16 protein-coding genes and 1 pseudogene are annotated in these 14,657 nt (G+C 67.1%); 10 read left to right on the top strand and 7 right to left on the bottom strand.

Annotation, left to right across the window (positions count from 1 at the left end; genetic code table 11):
- Positions 1-188: 188 nt before the first annotated feature.
- Positions 189-1,664, top strand: coding sequence for a hypothetical protein (locus tag H7I57_RS07375; protein WP_264022724.1), 1,476 nt, complete (start codon positions 189-191; stop codon positions 1,662-1,664).
- Between the two features lie 9 nt (positions 1,665-1,673).
- On the opposite strand, the gene H7I57_RS07370 is transcribed toward H7I57_RS07375, so the two are convergent.
- On the bottom strand, positions 1,674-2,426 hold the full coding sequence (locus H7I57_RS07370; RefSeq protein ID WP_264022723.1) for an alpha/beta hydrolase family protein: 753 nt from the start codon (positions 2,424-2,426) through the stop codon (positions 1,674-1,676).
- A gap of 129 nt (positions 2,427-2,555) precedes the next feature.
- Here H7I57_RS07370 and H7I57_RS07365 point away from each other — a divergent pair.
- Positions 2,556-3,436, top strand: a pseudogene (locus H7I57_RS07365) (TIGR03854 family LLM class F420-dependent oxidoreductase).
- Between the two features lie 15 nt (positions 3,437-3,451).
- On the opposite strand, the gene H7I57_RS07360 reads toward H7I57_RS07365, so the two are convergent.
- Positions 3,452-5,020 (bottom strand): class I adenylate-forming enzyme family protein, encoded by a 1,569-nt coding sequence (locus H7I57_RS07360; RefSeq protein WP_264022722.1) that lies wholly within the window; start codon positions 5,018-5,020, stop codon positions 3,452-3,454.
- A 99-nt stretch (positions 5,021-5,119) separates the two neighbouring features.
- Between H7I57_RS07360 and H7I57_RS07355 the strand changes: the two genes are divergently transcribed.
- On the top strand, positions 5,120-5,488 hold the full coding sequence (locus H7I57_RS07355) for a SpoIIAA family protein (protein ID WP_264022721.1): 369 nt from the start codon (positions 5,120-5,122) through the stop codon (positions 5,486-5,488).
- 1 nt (position 5,489) lies between these two features.
- On the opposite strand, the gene H7I57_RS07350 is transcribed toward H7I57_RS07355, so the two are convergent.
- Positions 5,490-6,044, bottom strand: coding sequence for a class I SAM-dependent methyltransferase (locus tag H7I57_RS07350; RefSeq protein ID WP_264022720.1), 555 nt, complete (start codon positions 6,042-6,044; stop codon positions 5,490-5,492).
- Positions 6,045-6,282: 238 nt separating this feature from the next.
- On the opposite strand from H7I57_RS07350, the gene H7I57_RS07345 reads away from it, so the two are divergent.
- The 3 genes from H7I57_RS07345 to H7I57_RS07335 all read left to right on the top strand — a co-directional run bounded on the left by H7I57_RS07345 (position 6,283) and on the right by H7I57_RS07335 (position 9,017).
- Complete coding sequence (locus H7I57_RS07345) at positions 6,283-7,824, top strand: SulP family inorganic anion transporter (protein ID WP_264022719.1); 1,542 nt, start codon at positions 6,283-6,285, stop codon at positions 7,822-7,824.
- A 65-nt stretch (positions 7,825-7,889) separates the two neighbouring features.
- A complete protein-coding gene (locus H7I57_RS07340) occupies positions 7,890-8,279 on the top strand; it encodes a MerR family transcriptional regulator (protein ID WP_372510145.1) in 390 nt (129 codons plus the stop codon).
- Between the two features lie 99 nt (positions 8,280-8,378).
- Positions 8,379-9,017, top strand: a complete 639-nt coding sequence (locus tag H7I57_RS07335) for a maleylpyruvate isomerase family mycothiol-dependent enzyme (protein WP_264022717.1) — start codon at positions 8,379-8,381, stop codon at positions 9,015-9,017.
- 48 nt (positions 9,018-9,065) lie between these two features.
- Here the strand turns inward: H7I57_RS07335 and H7I57_RS33445 are convergent, their stop codons facing one another.
- Complete coding sequence (locus H7I57_RS33445) at positions 9,066-9,203, bottom strand: hypothetical protein (RefSeq protein ID WP_308204325.1); 138 nt, start codon at positions 9,201-9,203, stop codon at positions 9,066-9,068.
- The gene (locus H7I57_RS07330; protein WP_308204324.1) at positions 9,197-10,006 is read right to left on the bottom strand and encodes an aminoglycoside phosphotransferase/kinase family protein; all 810 of its coding nucleotides are present in this window, start codon (positions 10,004-10,006) and stop codon (positions 9,197-9,199) included. The genes H7I57_RS33445 and H7I57_RS07330 overlap by 7 nt, the downstream gene beginning before the upstream one ends.
- Before the next feature lie 84 nt (positions 10,007-10,090).
- Between H7I57_RS07330 and H7I57_RS07325 the strand changes: the two genes are divergently transcribed.
- Positions 10,091-11,455, top strand: a complete 1,365-nt coding sequence (locus H7I57_RS07325; protein WP_308204323.1) for an NAD(P)/FAD-dependent oxidoreductase — start codon at positions 10,091-10,093, stop codon at positions 11,453-11,455.
- A 214-nt stretch (positions 11,456-11,669) separates the two neighbouring features.
- Here the strand turns inward: H7I57_RS07325 and H7I57_RS07320 are convergent, their stop codons facing one another.
- Both H7I57_RS07320 and H7I57_RS07315 read right to left on the bottom strand, forming a co-directional pair.
- Positions 11,670-12,629: an esterase family protein gene (locus tag H7I57_RS07320; protein ID WP_264022716.1), complete on the bottom strand. Its 960-nt coding sequence runs from the start codon at positions 12,627-12,629 to the stop codon at positions 11,670-11,672.
- A 250-nt stretch (positions 12,630-12,879) separates the two neighbouring features.
- Positions 12,880-13,245: an Hsp15 family ribosome-associated heat shock protein gene (locus H7I57_RS07315; RefSeq protein WP_264022715.1), complete on the bottom strand. Its 366-nt coding sequence runs from the start codon at positions 13,243-13,245 to the stop codon at positions 12,880-12,882.
- A 97-nt stretch (positions 13,246-13,342) separates the two neighbouring features.
- Between H7I57_RS07315 and H7I57_RS07310 the strand changes: the two genes are divergently transcribed.
- From H7I57_RS07310 to H7I57_RS07300, 3 genes are all read left to right on the top strand, one after another.
- Positions 13,343-13,636, top strand: coding sequence for an ArsR/SmtB family transcription factor (locus H7I57_RS07310; protein WP_264022713.1), 294 nt, complete (start codon positions 13,343-13,345; stop codon positions 13,634-13,636).
- Positions 13,626-14,012: a VOC family protein gene (locus H7I57_RS07305; RefSeq protein ID WP_264022712.1), complete on the top strand. Its 387-nt coding sequence runs from the start codon at positions 13,626-13,628 to the stop codon at positions 14,010-14,012. The genes H7I57_RS07310 and H7I57_RS07305 overlap by 11 nt, the downstream gene beginning before the upstream one ends.
- A 127-nt stretch (positions 14,013-14,139) precedes the next feature.
- Positions 14,140-14,655 (top strand): gluconokinase, encoded by a 516-nt coding sequence (locus H7I57_RS07300; protein WP_264022711.1) that lies wholly within the window; start codon positions 14,140-14,142, stop codon positions 14,653-14,655.
- Positions 14,656-14,657 lie beyond the last annotated feature (2 nt).

Here is a 14,657-nt window from a genome sequence, read left to right as displayed (position 1 = left end):
GATTCGGCGCGAATTTCGTCGTCAGCCGCGATTTGGTTTGCGATTCGCGATTCCCGGCATTAACTGACGTATGCGTCAGCAAATTAGCCGTTTATGAGAATTCGGCCGAGTTAGGTAGACAGAGAGTCACATTCTGGATACGTTTTCCTGCGGTCGGGGTCACGCACAGCAACATGGAGGGGGCCGTCATGCCCACAATCGCTCGTTCCTATGTGACCGCCGGGGTCGCACTGGTCGGGGCCAGCGTCATATCCGCGGTCCCGATCACCACACCCCAGCCCGAGTCACGCACGGCAAGCTGGGATGTCGGCCTCGTCGCCGCCACCCAGACCTGCGCGGAGGGCGACCTGAGCGCCCTGTGCGACGGACCTCTCGGACTGCCCACGGCGACGCCGTTCACCCCGGCCGCCGACAGCACCAACATGTTCAACATCCCCGCCAACTTGTTTATCGCTCTGGCGAATACGCCGTACAACTTCTTCACGGCACTGGGCGAGGGCAACGTGCAGCTGGGAGGGGAACCCGACGGTGGCCCGAGCTTCCAGCCCACCTACGAAGGCATCACGTTGACGCAGCCCGCGGGCAACGTCGTGGGCCTGGGCGCCGACCTCCACTACGGCGGAAGCTGGTGGGTGTACAGCCCCACCAACATCCTCGGGACCGACACCGCCGACGTCCCGAGGTACCAGGCACTGACCAACCTGCTGATCCCGTTCCCGGCCCTTTCGGTTCCGCTGGGAAACATGGTCGCCACCATCGCCGCATCACAGCTACCGATGAATTCCGGCTGCACCGGAACCGGGCCCGGCGCATGCGATGACCCCACTGCGATCCTCAGCAAAATGTTTGATCTTCGTCACATCGGTGCCCTGTTTTCGCCAGACGGATACACCTTCCCGACAGTGAAGGAAGGCATCTCGTGCAGCGAGGACGGCCAGTGCTACGTCAAGGACGAGGACGGCAACGAACTCCCGTGGTCCGGCCAGAACGTGAAACTGGATCCCACCACCCCGTTCACCAGCTTCTACGACAGCTTGACCGCGACGCCGGACTTCTCCTCGATCAAGCCGGTGACGCCCGAACTGGTGGTGACGAGCCTGACCAGCCTGGGTCGGGGGCTGAACACCGCGTTCAACCCGTTCGTGCTCGGCACTCAGTGCGCCATCTGCGCACCGTTCGTTCCCAACCCGGACAACGAGCCGGTGCCCGGCCCGATCTTCGAGGATCCCGACACCACCGACACCACCCCCGAAGCAGCAGCGGTGGAAGAGGTCCAGGTGACCGAATCCGAGGAGGCAACCGAGGCCCTCAGCGCTCCGGCAGTGACCGCCGAGCCCGAGACCGAGGCACCGAGCGCTCCTGCAGTGACCGCCGAGCCCGAGACCGAAGAGGCGCCTGCACCCGTCACGACGGGCCCCAAGCACCGCAAGCCCAGCGCCGTCGGCGAGACTGTGAAGCAGGTGCAGGACAGCATCAACACGAGCTTCTCGAAGCTCACCAGCGGCTTCAAGAAGCCCGCTTCCAAGACCGGCGACTCGGCCGAGTCGGATTCCGGCTCGACGTCGACGACCAAGAGCGACGACTCCGACTCGGATTCGAAGAAGAGCGACTCGGGCTCGAAGAAGAGCGACTCGGGCTCGGATTCCAGCAGCGACGCCGCCTAGGTCTCAGGCTCACAGGTACGGGTCGGCCCAGGCACTGATGATCCGGGCCGCCCGTGCCGCCTGATTCTTGCCGGTGAGCAGGTGATCGGCACCCTCGAGTGAGACGAAGCTGCGGGGGTGGCGCGCCGCACGGAAGATATCGCTGGCGTTCGCGATTCCGACCGTGTTGTCGGTGGGTGAATGCATGACGAGCAACGCGCGGCGCAGGGTCTTGATCCGCTCACGCAGATCGGCAGCACGGACGTCCTCGATGAAGTGCCGCCGCAGCGTGAGTGCCTTCCCGCCGATCAGCAACGATGCTTCGCCTTCGGACTCGATCCGGTCGACCAGGGCGTCGTAGATGCGCTCGACGTGGGCGGGCTGGAACGGCGCGCCGATGCTGACCACCGCCGCGACCGTCGGGCACCCGTGCGCCGCGGCGATCACCGCGGCACCGCCGAACGAGTGCCCCACCAGCAGGCGCACCTCCCGACCGGCGTCGTTCATGAACTCGACGGCACGAACGGTGTCGGCGACCTTGTGCGAGAACGAACCATCTCCCCAATCACCGTCGGAGCCGCCGAGGCCGAGGTTGTCGAACCGCAGCATGCCGATGCCCTCTGCGGCGAGCTGCTTGCAGATGCGGCTCGCCGCCGGGCTGTCCTTGCCGAGGGTGAACCCGTGCGCGAACACGCCCCACCCCCGGACGTCGCCCTCGGGGAGGTCGATGAGACCTGCCAGCTCGGGTCCGCTGCTGCTCGGGAAGGTGATGTGTTCCGCCACAAGCCTCATATTGTCATCGCGGACCGGGGTGCCACCGGACAATCCGGTGCCGATGATCGTCCGACCCGGCACAAAAGGCACCCGACGCGCGTTGCAGTGCCAATAGTCCGGTCGAAGCGAGGAGACGGTGTGAAGGTCCGGTTCGGAGTCGGCCTCGGAGCAGACGTCGTCCCCGAGGAGTTGCCCGGCATCGTCGATCAGCTGGAGGCCTCCGGGATCGACTCGCTCTGGTTCTCCGAACTCCTCTACTCGGCGGCAGTGGACCCGTTCGTCGGTATGACGTTCGCGCTGGCGCGGACCACCCGGTTGAAGGTGGGGACGTCGGTGGCGGTGCTCCGGGCCGCCACCCGGTCCTGGTCGCCAAGCAACTCGCCTCGCTGGCGGCGCTGGCGCCGAAGCGGGTGCTGCCGGTCTTCGGGCTGCGGTCGGCGATGCCCGCCGAACGCGACGCGTTCGTGGTACCCGACGGACGACGCGCAGCGGTGTTCGACGAATCGCTGAAGCTGCTGCGCACGGTTCTGCGGGACAGCGGTGTCACGTTCGCAGGTGAGTACTTCGCCGTCCGGGACGTCGACGTTCTCCCCAAACCCGCTGCACCGCTGGATATCTGGCTCGGCGGCGCGACGCTCGCCGGGTTTCGGCGCGTCGGCGCGTACGGGGACGGCTGGCTGGGCAGCTTCCTGACGCCGTCCGAGGCGCGGCAGGCCCGCCTCGACATCGGCGCGGCCGCCGACTCGCTGGGCCGTCACATCCCCGACGACCACTACGGGATCAACCTGGCCGTTGGTGAGGGCAGGTTGCCCGAGCCGGTCATTCGCGGGATCCGCAGACGACGACCCGATCTCGATCCGGCGGAGCTCGTGGCGGCGGACTGGGACCAGTTGCATCGCCAGCTCGATGACTACGTCGCCGCCGGGCTGACGAAGTTCGTGATCAGGCCGGCCGGTGCCACCGCCAGTGCGGGTTTCATCGACCGCTTCACCAAAGAGCTACTGCCCCGCCAGAATTGAGACCCGTGACGGGACTCAGACCGACCCCGACGGTGCGGCGCGGTCGGCGCCTTCGATCACCCAGGTACGCAACGCCTTTCGATTCAGCTTGCCGCTGGCCAGCGTGGGGATCTGCTCACCGGAGACCGTGATCCACCGGGTCGGGACCTTGTAGGAGGACAGCTGCTCACGAGCGCGGCGGACCACCGATTCCAGGTCGATGTCGGCGACGGCGGGCACCAGGACGGCGCACACCTCCTCGCCGCGCTCGGCGTGATCGACGCCGACCACGACGCACTGCGCCACGTCCTCGAAACCCCCGATCACGGCCTCCACCTCCAGTGGCGAGACGTTGGCTCCCGACGACTTGATCAGTTCGCTGCTTCTTCCGACGTAGAACAGCCGGGGATCGCCGGCACTGCGGTAGACCCGGTCACCGCTGTGGTACCACCCGTCGGAATCGAAAGTCTCGCTGCGTTCCCGTTTGTTGTAACCCGCCATCACGCCGATGCCGCGGACGAGAAGCTCGCCGACCGTTCCGTCCTCGACCGGCACGCCGTCGTCGTCCACGATCTTCATCTCGGTGTAGGCGAACCCGCCCGCGGTCTCGGACATGGTGCGGTGGATCGGGAAGCCGTCGGGGACATCGGTCATCGCGATGTCCAGCGGGCCGTCACGCAACATCGGCGCGCTCGACAGGTCCCGGTCGGCGAAGCTGGGATGCGCACGCAGCCGCTGGGTGAACGCCGGCCATCCCACGATCCCGGTGGCCCGCTCGGATTCTGCGAGGTCCAGTGCGATCCCGGCGTCGAGCCTGGGCATGACGAGCAGTGTGACGGGGTCGTGCAGCGCGCCGGTTGCCGCCAACACCCCGCCGATCCAGAAGAACGGCATGGCGCACAGGATCACCGGCGCCGCCGCGGCGCCGGTGATCGCTCGGATCGCCGCCGGCCATGTCGAGGTCTGCCGGACCAGCGTGCCGTGGGTGTGCAGGACCCCCTTGGGATCGGCGGTGGACCCCGAGGTGTGCACCATGATCGCGAGATCGGCGGGCGACACCTCGGCTTCTGCCGCCTGCAGGAGTTCGAAGGGCAACCGGTCGGCCTCGTCGTCGCCGAAGCTGCTCGACCACTCGGAGGGTCGGCTGTCACCTGTGAGCACGATCCGGCGGAGAAACGGCGCGTTGCTCAGCATCAGGCGGCCGGCGGGTTGACCCGAAAGCTCGGGAAAGGCCGCTTCGAACCGGTCGGCGACGTCGATGTTCAGCACCCGGCCGGGGGCGATCAGCAGGCCGACGTCGGCCAGCCGAATCACCTTGGCGATCTCGGCCGGCCGGTACAACGTGCTCAGGGGAACGGCGATCGCGCCGATCCGCGACACCGCAAGCCACCAGGTCACCCAGTCCGTGCCGTTGGCGAAGAACAATCCGACACGGGCGCCCTTGCCGATGCCCTGCGCAAGCAGCCAGCGCGCCCGCTCACCCGAGTGCCGCTCCGCGTCCGCGTAGGTGAGCCGTTCGGTCGGGGTCACCAGGTAGGTGCGCTGGCCGAACTCTCGAACGCTGTTCGCGAGAAGTGCAGGGATGGTGAGAACGGTGTTGTCCACCGTCCGATCTTCCCAATGCCCTCTGCGAGCCCCTGACCCGGTCGCCGCGCTGCGGGCCATTCCGGCTTCTGCGGCCACCGTGCGTGCCAAGCTGAAACCATGATCGAGGTACTGGAAGACATGCCGGCGGGCGTCAGCGGCTTTCGGGTCTCCGGCCGGGTGAGCGGCGAGGATCTGCGTGAATTCAGGTCCACGATGGAGGGCTTGCTCGCTTCTGAGGAGATCAGGATCGTCGAGGTGGTGACCGACGACTACGAGGGTTTCGGCCCCGGCGGACTGCTCGAAGACCTGAAGATGGGTTTCGGCACGATGCTCCGGCACCACTCCGCGTTCCGGCGGATCGCGGTGGTCTCCGACAAGGAGTGGGTCGGCCACGCCATGCACGCGTTCGCGTGGATGGTTCCCGGCGAACTGGCGGTGTTCGGCCTGGACGAGTTGGATCAGGCCAAGGCGTGGGCGGCCGGCTGAGTCATTGACCCAGGCGGCGAGCCACCAGACACGCTTCGCCGTCCGCCTCGTGTTCGGCGATCACGTCCAGGCCGCCGAACGCCCGCCTCAACTCGCCACGCCTGACACGAAACGGGCCAGGGGAGGCACCGACTTCGCTGAGCACGCTGATCGCGAGGAGCCCGCCGAGGGAGAGACGCTCGATGATCGGCTGGTCGAGGCGCGCATCGCGAAACCTGTTGCAGAGCAACATGTCCACCTGCGGCCCCGCAGGCAAGCCGGCGTCGAGGTCGGCGACGTCGAACCGGCAGCGGGCCGACAGATCGACTCGGTCGGCGAGTGCGCGGGCCTGCGCGATCGCCACCGGGGACACGTCGTATCCCCGGACCTGCAGGCCGCGACGCGCCAGCCACACCGCAGTCCCGCCGCGACCACACGCGAGATCCAGCGCGCGCCCGGCGGTGGGCAAGGTGTCGGCGAACGGCTGGAACACCGCCGGTAGGCCGACCTCATCGTCGGACACCGCCTCGCGCTCGGTGTATCGCCGATCCCAGCGCACGCGATCACGGTCGGACACGAGTCCAGGTTAGGACGTTCGCGAGAACGCATGACGCAAGGGCCCGCCGCCGACGTGAGGTGAGCTTGCCCACGAAATTCGTACCCTCGCCTCAGGTGAGAGTAGGGTTCCACGGGGCAGAAACCTGGGATCGCACCGCTCGGCCGCTGGTCCATTTGGTGAGCATCGACGCGACTGTCCCGGCCTTCTTCTGAATCCACCGTGGCGCACTGACGCGCCGTCCAGCGAACGGAATTTTGTGTCTTCTCAACAGATTTCGCCTGCGCCGAATGTGCGTGAGGCAGGCGATCCGAGTACCTCGGTGGTGGCCGCGCTGCGGTCGCCGAGACGCCTGAAGACCGAGGTGCTCGCCGGGTTGGTGGTGGCGCTGGCGTTGATCCCGGAGGCCATCTCGTTCTCGATCATCGCCGGCGTCGATCCCCGGGTGGGTCTGTTCGCCTCGTTCACGATGGCGGTGACGATCGCGATCGTCGGAGGTCGACCGGCGATGATCTCGGCGGCGACCGGCGCGATCGCCCTGGTCATCGCACCGCTGGTCCGCGATCATGGATTCGACTACTTCATCGCCACGGTGATCCTCGCGGGTGTCCTCCAGATCGTGCTCAGCGTGCTGGGTGTCGCCCGGCTGATGCGGTTCATCCCACGCAGCGTGATGGTGGGGTTCGTCAACGCCCTTGCGATCCTGATCTTCCTGTCGCAACTGCCACACCTACTCGGCGTCCCTGCGCTGGTGTACCCGTTCGTCGCCGTCGGTCTGCTGATCATGGTGTTCCTCCCGAGGCTGACCACGGTCATCCCGGCGCCGCTCATCGCCATCGCTCTCCTGACCGCCGTCGCGCTGACGTTCGACGTGCACATCCCCACCGTCGGCGACGAAGGCGAACTGCCGTCGAGTCTGCCCGCGCTGTTCTTGCCCCAAGTGCCCTTCAACCTCGACACCCTGTCGATCATTTTCCCGTACGCGCTGGCCATGGCGCTGGTCGGACTGCTCGAATCGTTGCTCACAGCCAAGCTCGTCGATGACATCACCGACACCCACAGCAACAAGACCCGCGAGGGGTGGGGCCAGGGTGTCGCCAACGTCGTCACCGGTTTCTTCGGCGGCATGGGCGGCTGCGCGATGATCGGCCAGACCATGATCAACGTGAAGGTGTCGGGTGCCCGGACCCGCATCTCGACCTTCCTCGCCGGGCTGTTCCTGCTGGGCCTGGTGGTCGGACTCGGTGACATCGTCGGCCTGATCCCCATGGCGGCGCTGGTGGCGGTGATGATCATGGTGTCGGTCAGCACGATGGACTGGCACAGCATCACCCCCGCCACGCTGCGCCGGATGCCGCGCAGCGAAACGCTTGTCATGCTCGCGACCGTGGTGGTCACCGTGGTCAGCCACAACCTCGCCTACGGAGTCATCGTCGGTGCGCTGACCGCGATGGTGCTGTTCGCGCGGCGGGTCGCACACCTGGTGACGGTGCAGAAGGTGACCGAGTCCGATGACGACAGCGATGGCACCGTGGACACCGTGGTCTACCGGGTGACCGGCGAGTTGTTCTTCGCGTCGAGCAATGACCTCGTCTACCAGTTCAACTACACCGACGACCCCCGCAACATCGTGATCGACATGTCCGCCTCGCACATCTGGGACGCCTCTACCGTCGCCGCCCTGGATGCTGTGACCACGAAGTATCGGTCGAGGGGCAAGCACGTCGAGATCATCGGACTCAACTCCGATTCGGCTGATCGGCACGAAAGGCTCTCCGGCAAGCTCGGCACCGAACACTGAGCGAAAGACCGCCTTTCGGCCAGTTGTACCTTTGGGGGACACAGAAGATGCGTGACGACACACGGATGCAGATCGGGCAGGTGGCTGCACGGACCGAGCTGTCCATTGCCACCGTGCGTCACTACGACGAGGTCGGACTGGTCACCCCATCTGCCCGCTCGGCGGGGGGTTTTCGTCTCTACACCGAGGCCGACATCGAACGCCTGCTGGTCATCCGGCGGATGAAACCACTTGACTTCACCCTCGCCGAGATGAAGAAGCTCTTGGACTCGCTCGCGATTCTTGCCGCCGACACATCATCGGACCGGCAGCGCAAGACCGCAGCGGCACACCTCGAACAGTGCCGGGCGAAAGCGACGGACAGCGCCGCCAGGCTACGCACGCATCTTGCCTACGCCGAGGAACTGTCGGAACTGTTGTCCGTCCGCGCCTCGGAGGCCGTTCGGCGGGTGTAGCGGCGCTGCTTCTGCTGTGGTTCGGCTCGTCGGCTGCGATGAATCCGGAGCGAATACGAGGTCTGTATGTCGTCATGTCCGAAGAGCAGGGGAGTACCGGTGAAATTCGAGGCCTCGACGGTGTGGCCGATCGTACATGCAGAACGCGCACGACTGGTCTGCGACCTACGGGACCTGCCGCCCCATGCGTGGTCGATCGCGTCACTGTGCGCCGACTGGACGGTCCACGACGTCCTCGCTCATCTGGTGGACACGGCAATGACTTCGCGGATTTCCTTCATCCGCCGGATGGTGTTGTCTCGGTTCGACTTCGACGGCGACAACGCCAGCGGTATCGCACGCCGGCGACGCGCAGATCCACAGGCGACGCTCGCGGCGATGCAGGCCGCGATCAACCTGACATTGACCCCACCGGCCGCGCCCGCGACGCGTCTGGTGGAGGCGTTCGTCCACGGCGAGGACATCCGCAGACCACTTGGGATCGCGGCCGGCTATCCTCCGGACGCCGTCTTCGCGGCCCTCGCCCACCAGGCGAAGACGTCCACAACCTGGCACGGCGGACGGGAACGGGTTGCAGGCTTGCGTCTGGTCGCCACAGACACCGGCGCCGAGATTGGCGACGGCATCGAGGTCAGGGGCCGTGCCGTCGACCTGTTGGTCGCCGCATCCGGCCGTGCGGTCGATGGGGAGGCGCTGCACGGACCGGGTGCCTCCCGATTGCTCACCGCCCGGCCGTGAGGCCGCGGACCCACCCGCGTAGGTGACGTCGGGCTTCCTACCGATCGATCAGTCCGCGAACGACGCTGCGGCCCGCCACTTCTCGACGACCGGTTCGACGGCCTCCACCAGCATCGGCAGCTGCGGCGCCATCGCCAGGCACGCGACCGCGGCCAGCAGCCCAGCCGTCTCGGCGACCCTCAGCACTCGCTCGTCGAGTCGTCGCAGTCCCAGTCGCGCCGCCGCCTTGTCATAGGCCGCGGCGCCCTCGGGGCCCGCCATCGCGAGCCGGACTCCACTGGTCCGGACGTGACGAGTTCGAAGTCGGACCACCTCGCTCCCGCGGCCGTGAAGATCAGGTTGTGAAACGGCGCGTCACCGTGGATCGTCTGCACCTCAGCGCCGGGGAACGCCGCCTCGAAGGCCTCCCTGGAGGCGAGCAGGGGAGCGATGAGCGACCATTCCCGTTGCGCCCGTTCACGATCAGCGTGACTCAGGAGGTCCGGTCGCTCCCCGAGTTCGGCCAGCCCGTCGGGGATGAAGTCGTTCACCGGCGTCCAGAAACCGAGGTCGCTGCCGTCGTAGTCGCGAAGTGCGCGGTGCAGGCGTGCCACCATCTCGAAGCGCCGCTCCACGCCGGGGTCGGCAGCCGGGGCCTCCGCGACGTACTGCCAGATCGTCATCGAGAACCCGTCACGCGTAACGGGTTCGCGGGGAACAAGCGGGCTCGGCGCGACCACGGGGTGGCCGCGGTCGGCGAGCCATCCCGTGACCGCGATCTCCGCGCGTTGCTGGGCGGTCTGCCGTTCGGGAGACGCCGTGTAACTGCGGGGGAGGACGGTGGGCACGCGGACGACCACGGGCGCCGGGGCGAGATGAACGACGACGGAGAACACGTCGTAGAGCACCCGCGGATCGTCCACGCGTAGCCCGAGATCGCGGCCGGCGGCCGTGGCGGCGTCCACGGCGCGCGCCGTTCGTCGGGCGATCCACGTTTTGCACACCTCCACTCACACATTCTCTGCAAGACGTGGAGATGTCAGCGGTCAGGATCGCGCTCGCTGGTCGCCCCGCGGCGACTAGCGTCAGTGGCCATGAGCGACCGCCGGATGAGAGTGCTGATCGTCGGGGGCGGCTTCGGCGGGCTGTTCTGCGCGCGCCGGCTTGGCGCCGCCGACGTCGACGTGACGGTGCTGGACCGCTCGGCGGGCCACCTGTTCCAGCCGCTGCTCTACCAGTGCGCCACCGGCACTCTCAGCATCGGACACATCAGCCGTCCGCTGCGCGAGGAGTTCGCCCGCCACCGCAATGTCACGACGCTGCTCGGCGAAGCGATCGACCTCGACCCGCGGTTGCGCCGAGTCACCGCACGCCGCCCCGACGACACCACGTTCACCGTCGACTACGACGTGCTCGTGATCGCGGCCGGCATGCAGCAGTCCTACTTCGGCAAGGAGCATTTCGCGCAGTGGGCCCCGGGGATGAAGACCCTCGACGACGCCTTGGGCATTCGCCAACGCCTGTTCACCGCGTTCGAGATCGCCGAGACGTTGCCCGCCGGGGCCGAGCGGGACGGCTGGCTGACCTTCGCGGTGGCCGGCGGCGGGCCGACGGGGGTGGAACTGGCCGGGCAGATCCGGGAGATGGCGACGCGGACCCTGGCCAACGAGTTCCACAGCATCGAACCCGAAGATGCCCGGGTGCTGCTGTTCGACGGCGGCGATCGCGTGCTGAAGAGCTTCGCGCCGGACCTGTCGAGCAAGGCCACCAGCACACTGCAACGTCTCGGCGTGGAGCTGCGACTGGGTGTCCACGTCACCGACGTCCGCCGGGAGGGAGTGACGATCTCACCGAAAGCCGGCGGGCCCGACGAGGAGTACGCGGCACGGACGGTGTTGTGGACGGCAGGCGTCGAGGCCGTCCCGTTCGCCAGACACGTCGCCGAGGTGCTCGGCGCCACCAGCGACCGGTCGGGCCGCATCGAGGTCGAACCCGACCTGTCCGTGACAGGACATCCCGAGGTCTTCGTCATCGGCGACCTCGTCGGTCGCGACAAACTGCCGGGCGTCGCCGAGAACGCGATGCAGGGCGGATTGCACGTCGCCGCCTGCATCCGCCGCGAACTCGAAGGCAAACCCCGCCGCCCGTACCGCTACCGGGATCTCGGCTCCGCGGCCTACATCAGCCGCGGACACGCGCTGCTTCAGGTCGGGCCCGTCAAGCTCGCGGGTCTCGCCGGCTGGGTGGGGTGGGGAGTCATCCACATCGCCGCCCTCACCGGAGTGCGCAACCGCGCCAGCACCGTGACCACGTGGCTGGCGACGATCGCCCGTGCCAGTCGCTACCACCGCGCGTTCATGCTCGGCGACAGCCAGGCCATCAACCAGCAGCGCTACACCTGGGCCGTGTGCGAGGACGAGGCGACCCTGCCGCGCGGACAGGCGCCCACCGAGCACTAGTGGCCGGCGATCCGGCTTCGGATGGGGCCACTCCACTCGCACCGGGGTCGAGGTATCGGGAGCTGAGCTGTGGGCCCAGGGCAATCCGCAGGTCTGGGACGAAGGCTGGCAGCACTGGGGCGTCTGGATGAACGGTGTGTTCATTCCGACGTACTGACCGACGACGAAGGGCCGGAGCGCGACGATCCCGCTCCGGCCCTCGCGTCGCCGTGACTCAGACGCCCAGCGAGCGCTGAATGTCGGGCTTCATGGCGGTCAACTGCGAGCCCCAGTAACCCCAGCCGTGCGTGCCGTTGGCGGGGAAGTTGAAGACCCCGTTACTGCCGCCGGCAGCCTGGTACTGCCGCTGGAAGTTCCGGTTGCTGTCGAGCGTGATCGCCTCCAGCAGCTGCCCGGGGATGTCACCGCCGCCACCGAGCTCTCCGGGTCGGCCGGTGCCGCAGTACACCCAGATCCGGGTTCCGTTGGCGGCCAACCTCCCGGCGTTGACGGTCGGATCGTTGCGCTGCCATGCCGGACCGCCACCGGGACCCCACATCGACCTGGCACTGAAGCCTCCGGCGTCGCGCATCGCGAAGCCGACCAACGCCGGCCAGACACCCTCAGAGAGGTTGAGGTAACCCGACAGCGAACCCGCGTAGCTGAACTGACCGGGATAGTAGGCGGCCAGGATCAGCGCGGAACTGCCCGACATCGACAGGCCCACCACGGCGTTGCCGGTCGGCGAGATGCCCTTGTTGGCCGCCAGGTACGCGGGAAGTTCCGAGGTCAGGAAGGTTTCCCACTGGTAGTTGTACGTGGCGCCGTTCCCGACGGCCGGACCCTGCCAGTTGGTGTAGAAGCTCGACATGCCACCGACGGGCATGACGACCGAAAGGCCGGACTCGAAGTAGGTCTCGAATGCCGCCGTCTCGATGTCCCAGCCGCTGTTGTCGTCGCGGGCGCGCAGCCCGTCGAGCAGGTACACCGCCTTGGGTCCGCCGCCCTGGAACCTGACCGGGATGTCGCGGCCCATGGCCGCCGACGGGACCATCAGCGTCTCGACCGGAAGACCCGGACGCGAGTACGCACCGGCGGTTGCCGGTCCACCGGCGACCGTGATCAGGGCTGACAGCAGGAAGGCCGCGAGCGCTCCCGCCACTAGTCGGCGACGCACATTGTGTATGAGTTTCATTCGTTTGTTGCCGTCCTCTTCAGGCACGCCACGGGGGGCGTGCTTCCCCGGGATATGCGCGGCCCGGCGTCGAGTTCCGCCGGTTCGGATGCCGCTGCTTCGCATCCGCCGCATTCGCAGGCGGCCATCGCCGAAAAAGCGACGCCGCATCGGGTACTTCGTCATGTGACGATTCGCCGTTACACGAATCGGTGTCCAGGTCACATCGTCGTCAGATTTCGGCGTCTCCGATGCTCGCCGAGCGAACGGTTCACCGCTGGGCCGCGCGCCACCTGTCCAGAATCCGGCGGTCCCGTTTGGTCGGCCTTCCGGTGCCGCGATCCCGGGCCGCCACCGGAACGGCGACCGTCGGAGGCGGCGGGGGAGTCCTGTCGAGGTAGCAGGTGACGGCGTCGGCGGCACCGACGCGCTTGTGGATCACCCGCGTCACCTGGACGATCCGCGTGGTGTCACCCACCCGGGCACGCACCTCGTCACCGGGCGAGACCATCGTCGATGGCTTCGCCGGCCGATCGTTGACCCGCACATGCCCACCGCGGCACGCGGCAGCGGCGTCTGGCCGGGTTTTCGTCAGCCGTACCGCCCACAGCCACCGATCCACGCGGGTCGAGTCCATCCCTTCATCATCGCCTGCCAAGGGGACCGCACACCGGCAACCTCGCCTCGCCGACACACCTTGACAGGCAAGCATTCACTTGCATAACGGTTTTTCCGTGGGTGACGTCTTCAAGGCCTTGGCCGACCCCACACGCCGCACGATCCTCGACGAGCTGACAGATCGCAACGGACAGACGCTTTTTGAGATCTGCGCGCGATTGGCAACCAAACACGGGCTCGGCTCGTCGCGGCAGGCCGTCTCGCAGCACCTCGACGTGCTCGAGGCCGCCGGCCTGATCGAGACCCGCCGCGAGGGCCGATACAAGTTTCACTACATCGACACCAGGCCGCTGGAGCCGATCGTCCAGCGGTGGCTCAAGGAACCCAGGAGGGATCACCGTGAGAATTAATCTGACCAGCGTCCTCGTCGACGACCAGGACAAGGCCCTGCGGTTCTATACCGATGTCCTCGGCTTCCGACCGAAACACGATGTCCCGATGGGCGCGCACCGGTGGATCTCCGTGGTCTCACCGGAGGACCCCGACGGCACCGAACTCGTCCTCGAGCCCGACGAACACCCCGCAGCCAAGCCGTTCAAGGAGGCTCTGGTGGCGGACGGCATCCCCTTCACCGCGTTCGCCGTCGCCGACGCCCGGAAGGAATACGAGCGACTCCGCGAACTCGGGGTGCACTTCACCCAGGAGCCGACGGCCATGGGGCCGGTGACGACCGCGGTGCTCGACGACACCTGCGGCAACCTGATCCAGATCCAGCAGTTCGGCTGACTGCGATACATCCTGTCTTACCTCGAAGTTCACCACTTAAAGCATGCTTTTCTTCGTGTGATCTTGTATTCGTATGATTTTTGAGCAATCATGTGTGATACCAAGCACAATGAGGTAGGTGAAGAGGATGGCATCACCCATCGTCGTCATGGGCGTTTCGGGGTCGGGCAAGTCGACTGTGGGCGCCGCGTTGGCGCAGCGACTCAGGGTTCCCTTCGCCGACGCCGATGACTTTCATCCGCCGGCCAACCTCGCCAAGATGACGTCAGGCGAAGCCCTCGACGACGACGACCGCTATCCCTGGCTCGAAGCGATCGGGGAGTGGCTGGCAGGGCACCCCGACGGCGGGGTGATGAGTTGCTCTGCGCTCAAGCGCAAGTACCGCGACCAGCTCCGCCGCCACTGCGCCGACGTCGAATTCCTGCACCTCTCCGGAACGCCCGAGGTCATCGGCAAGCGGCAGGCCAGCCGGCCCGGGCACTTCATGCCCGCATCGCTGCTGGCGTCGCAGTTCGACACCCTCGAGCCCCTTGCCTCCGACGAACGCGGCATCAGTATCGACGTCGATCAGAACATCGACGCGATCATCGAAAGCTACATCGCTGCAACCGATTCGCCCACGGTCAATGAGCAGGACCGATGACC

This window comes from Mycolicibacterium pyrenivorans (assembly GCF_025821625.1).
In the GTDB taxonomy this organism is placed as follows: Bacteria; Actinomycetota; Actinomycetes; order Mycobacteriales; family Mycobacteriaceae; genus Mycobacterium; species Mycobacterium pyrenivorans.
The sequence above is the reverse complement of the archived record's forward strand: the minus strand, read 5'-3'. Positions and strand labels throughout refer to the sequence as shown.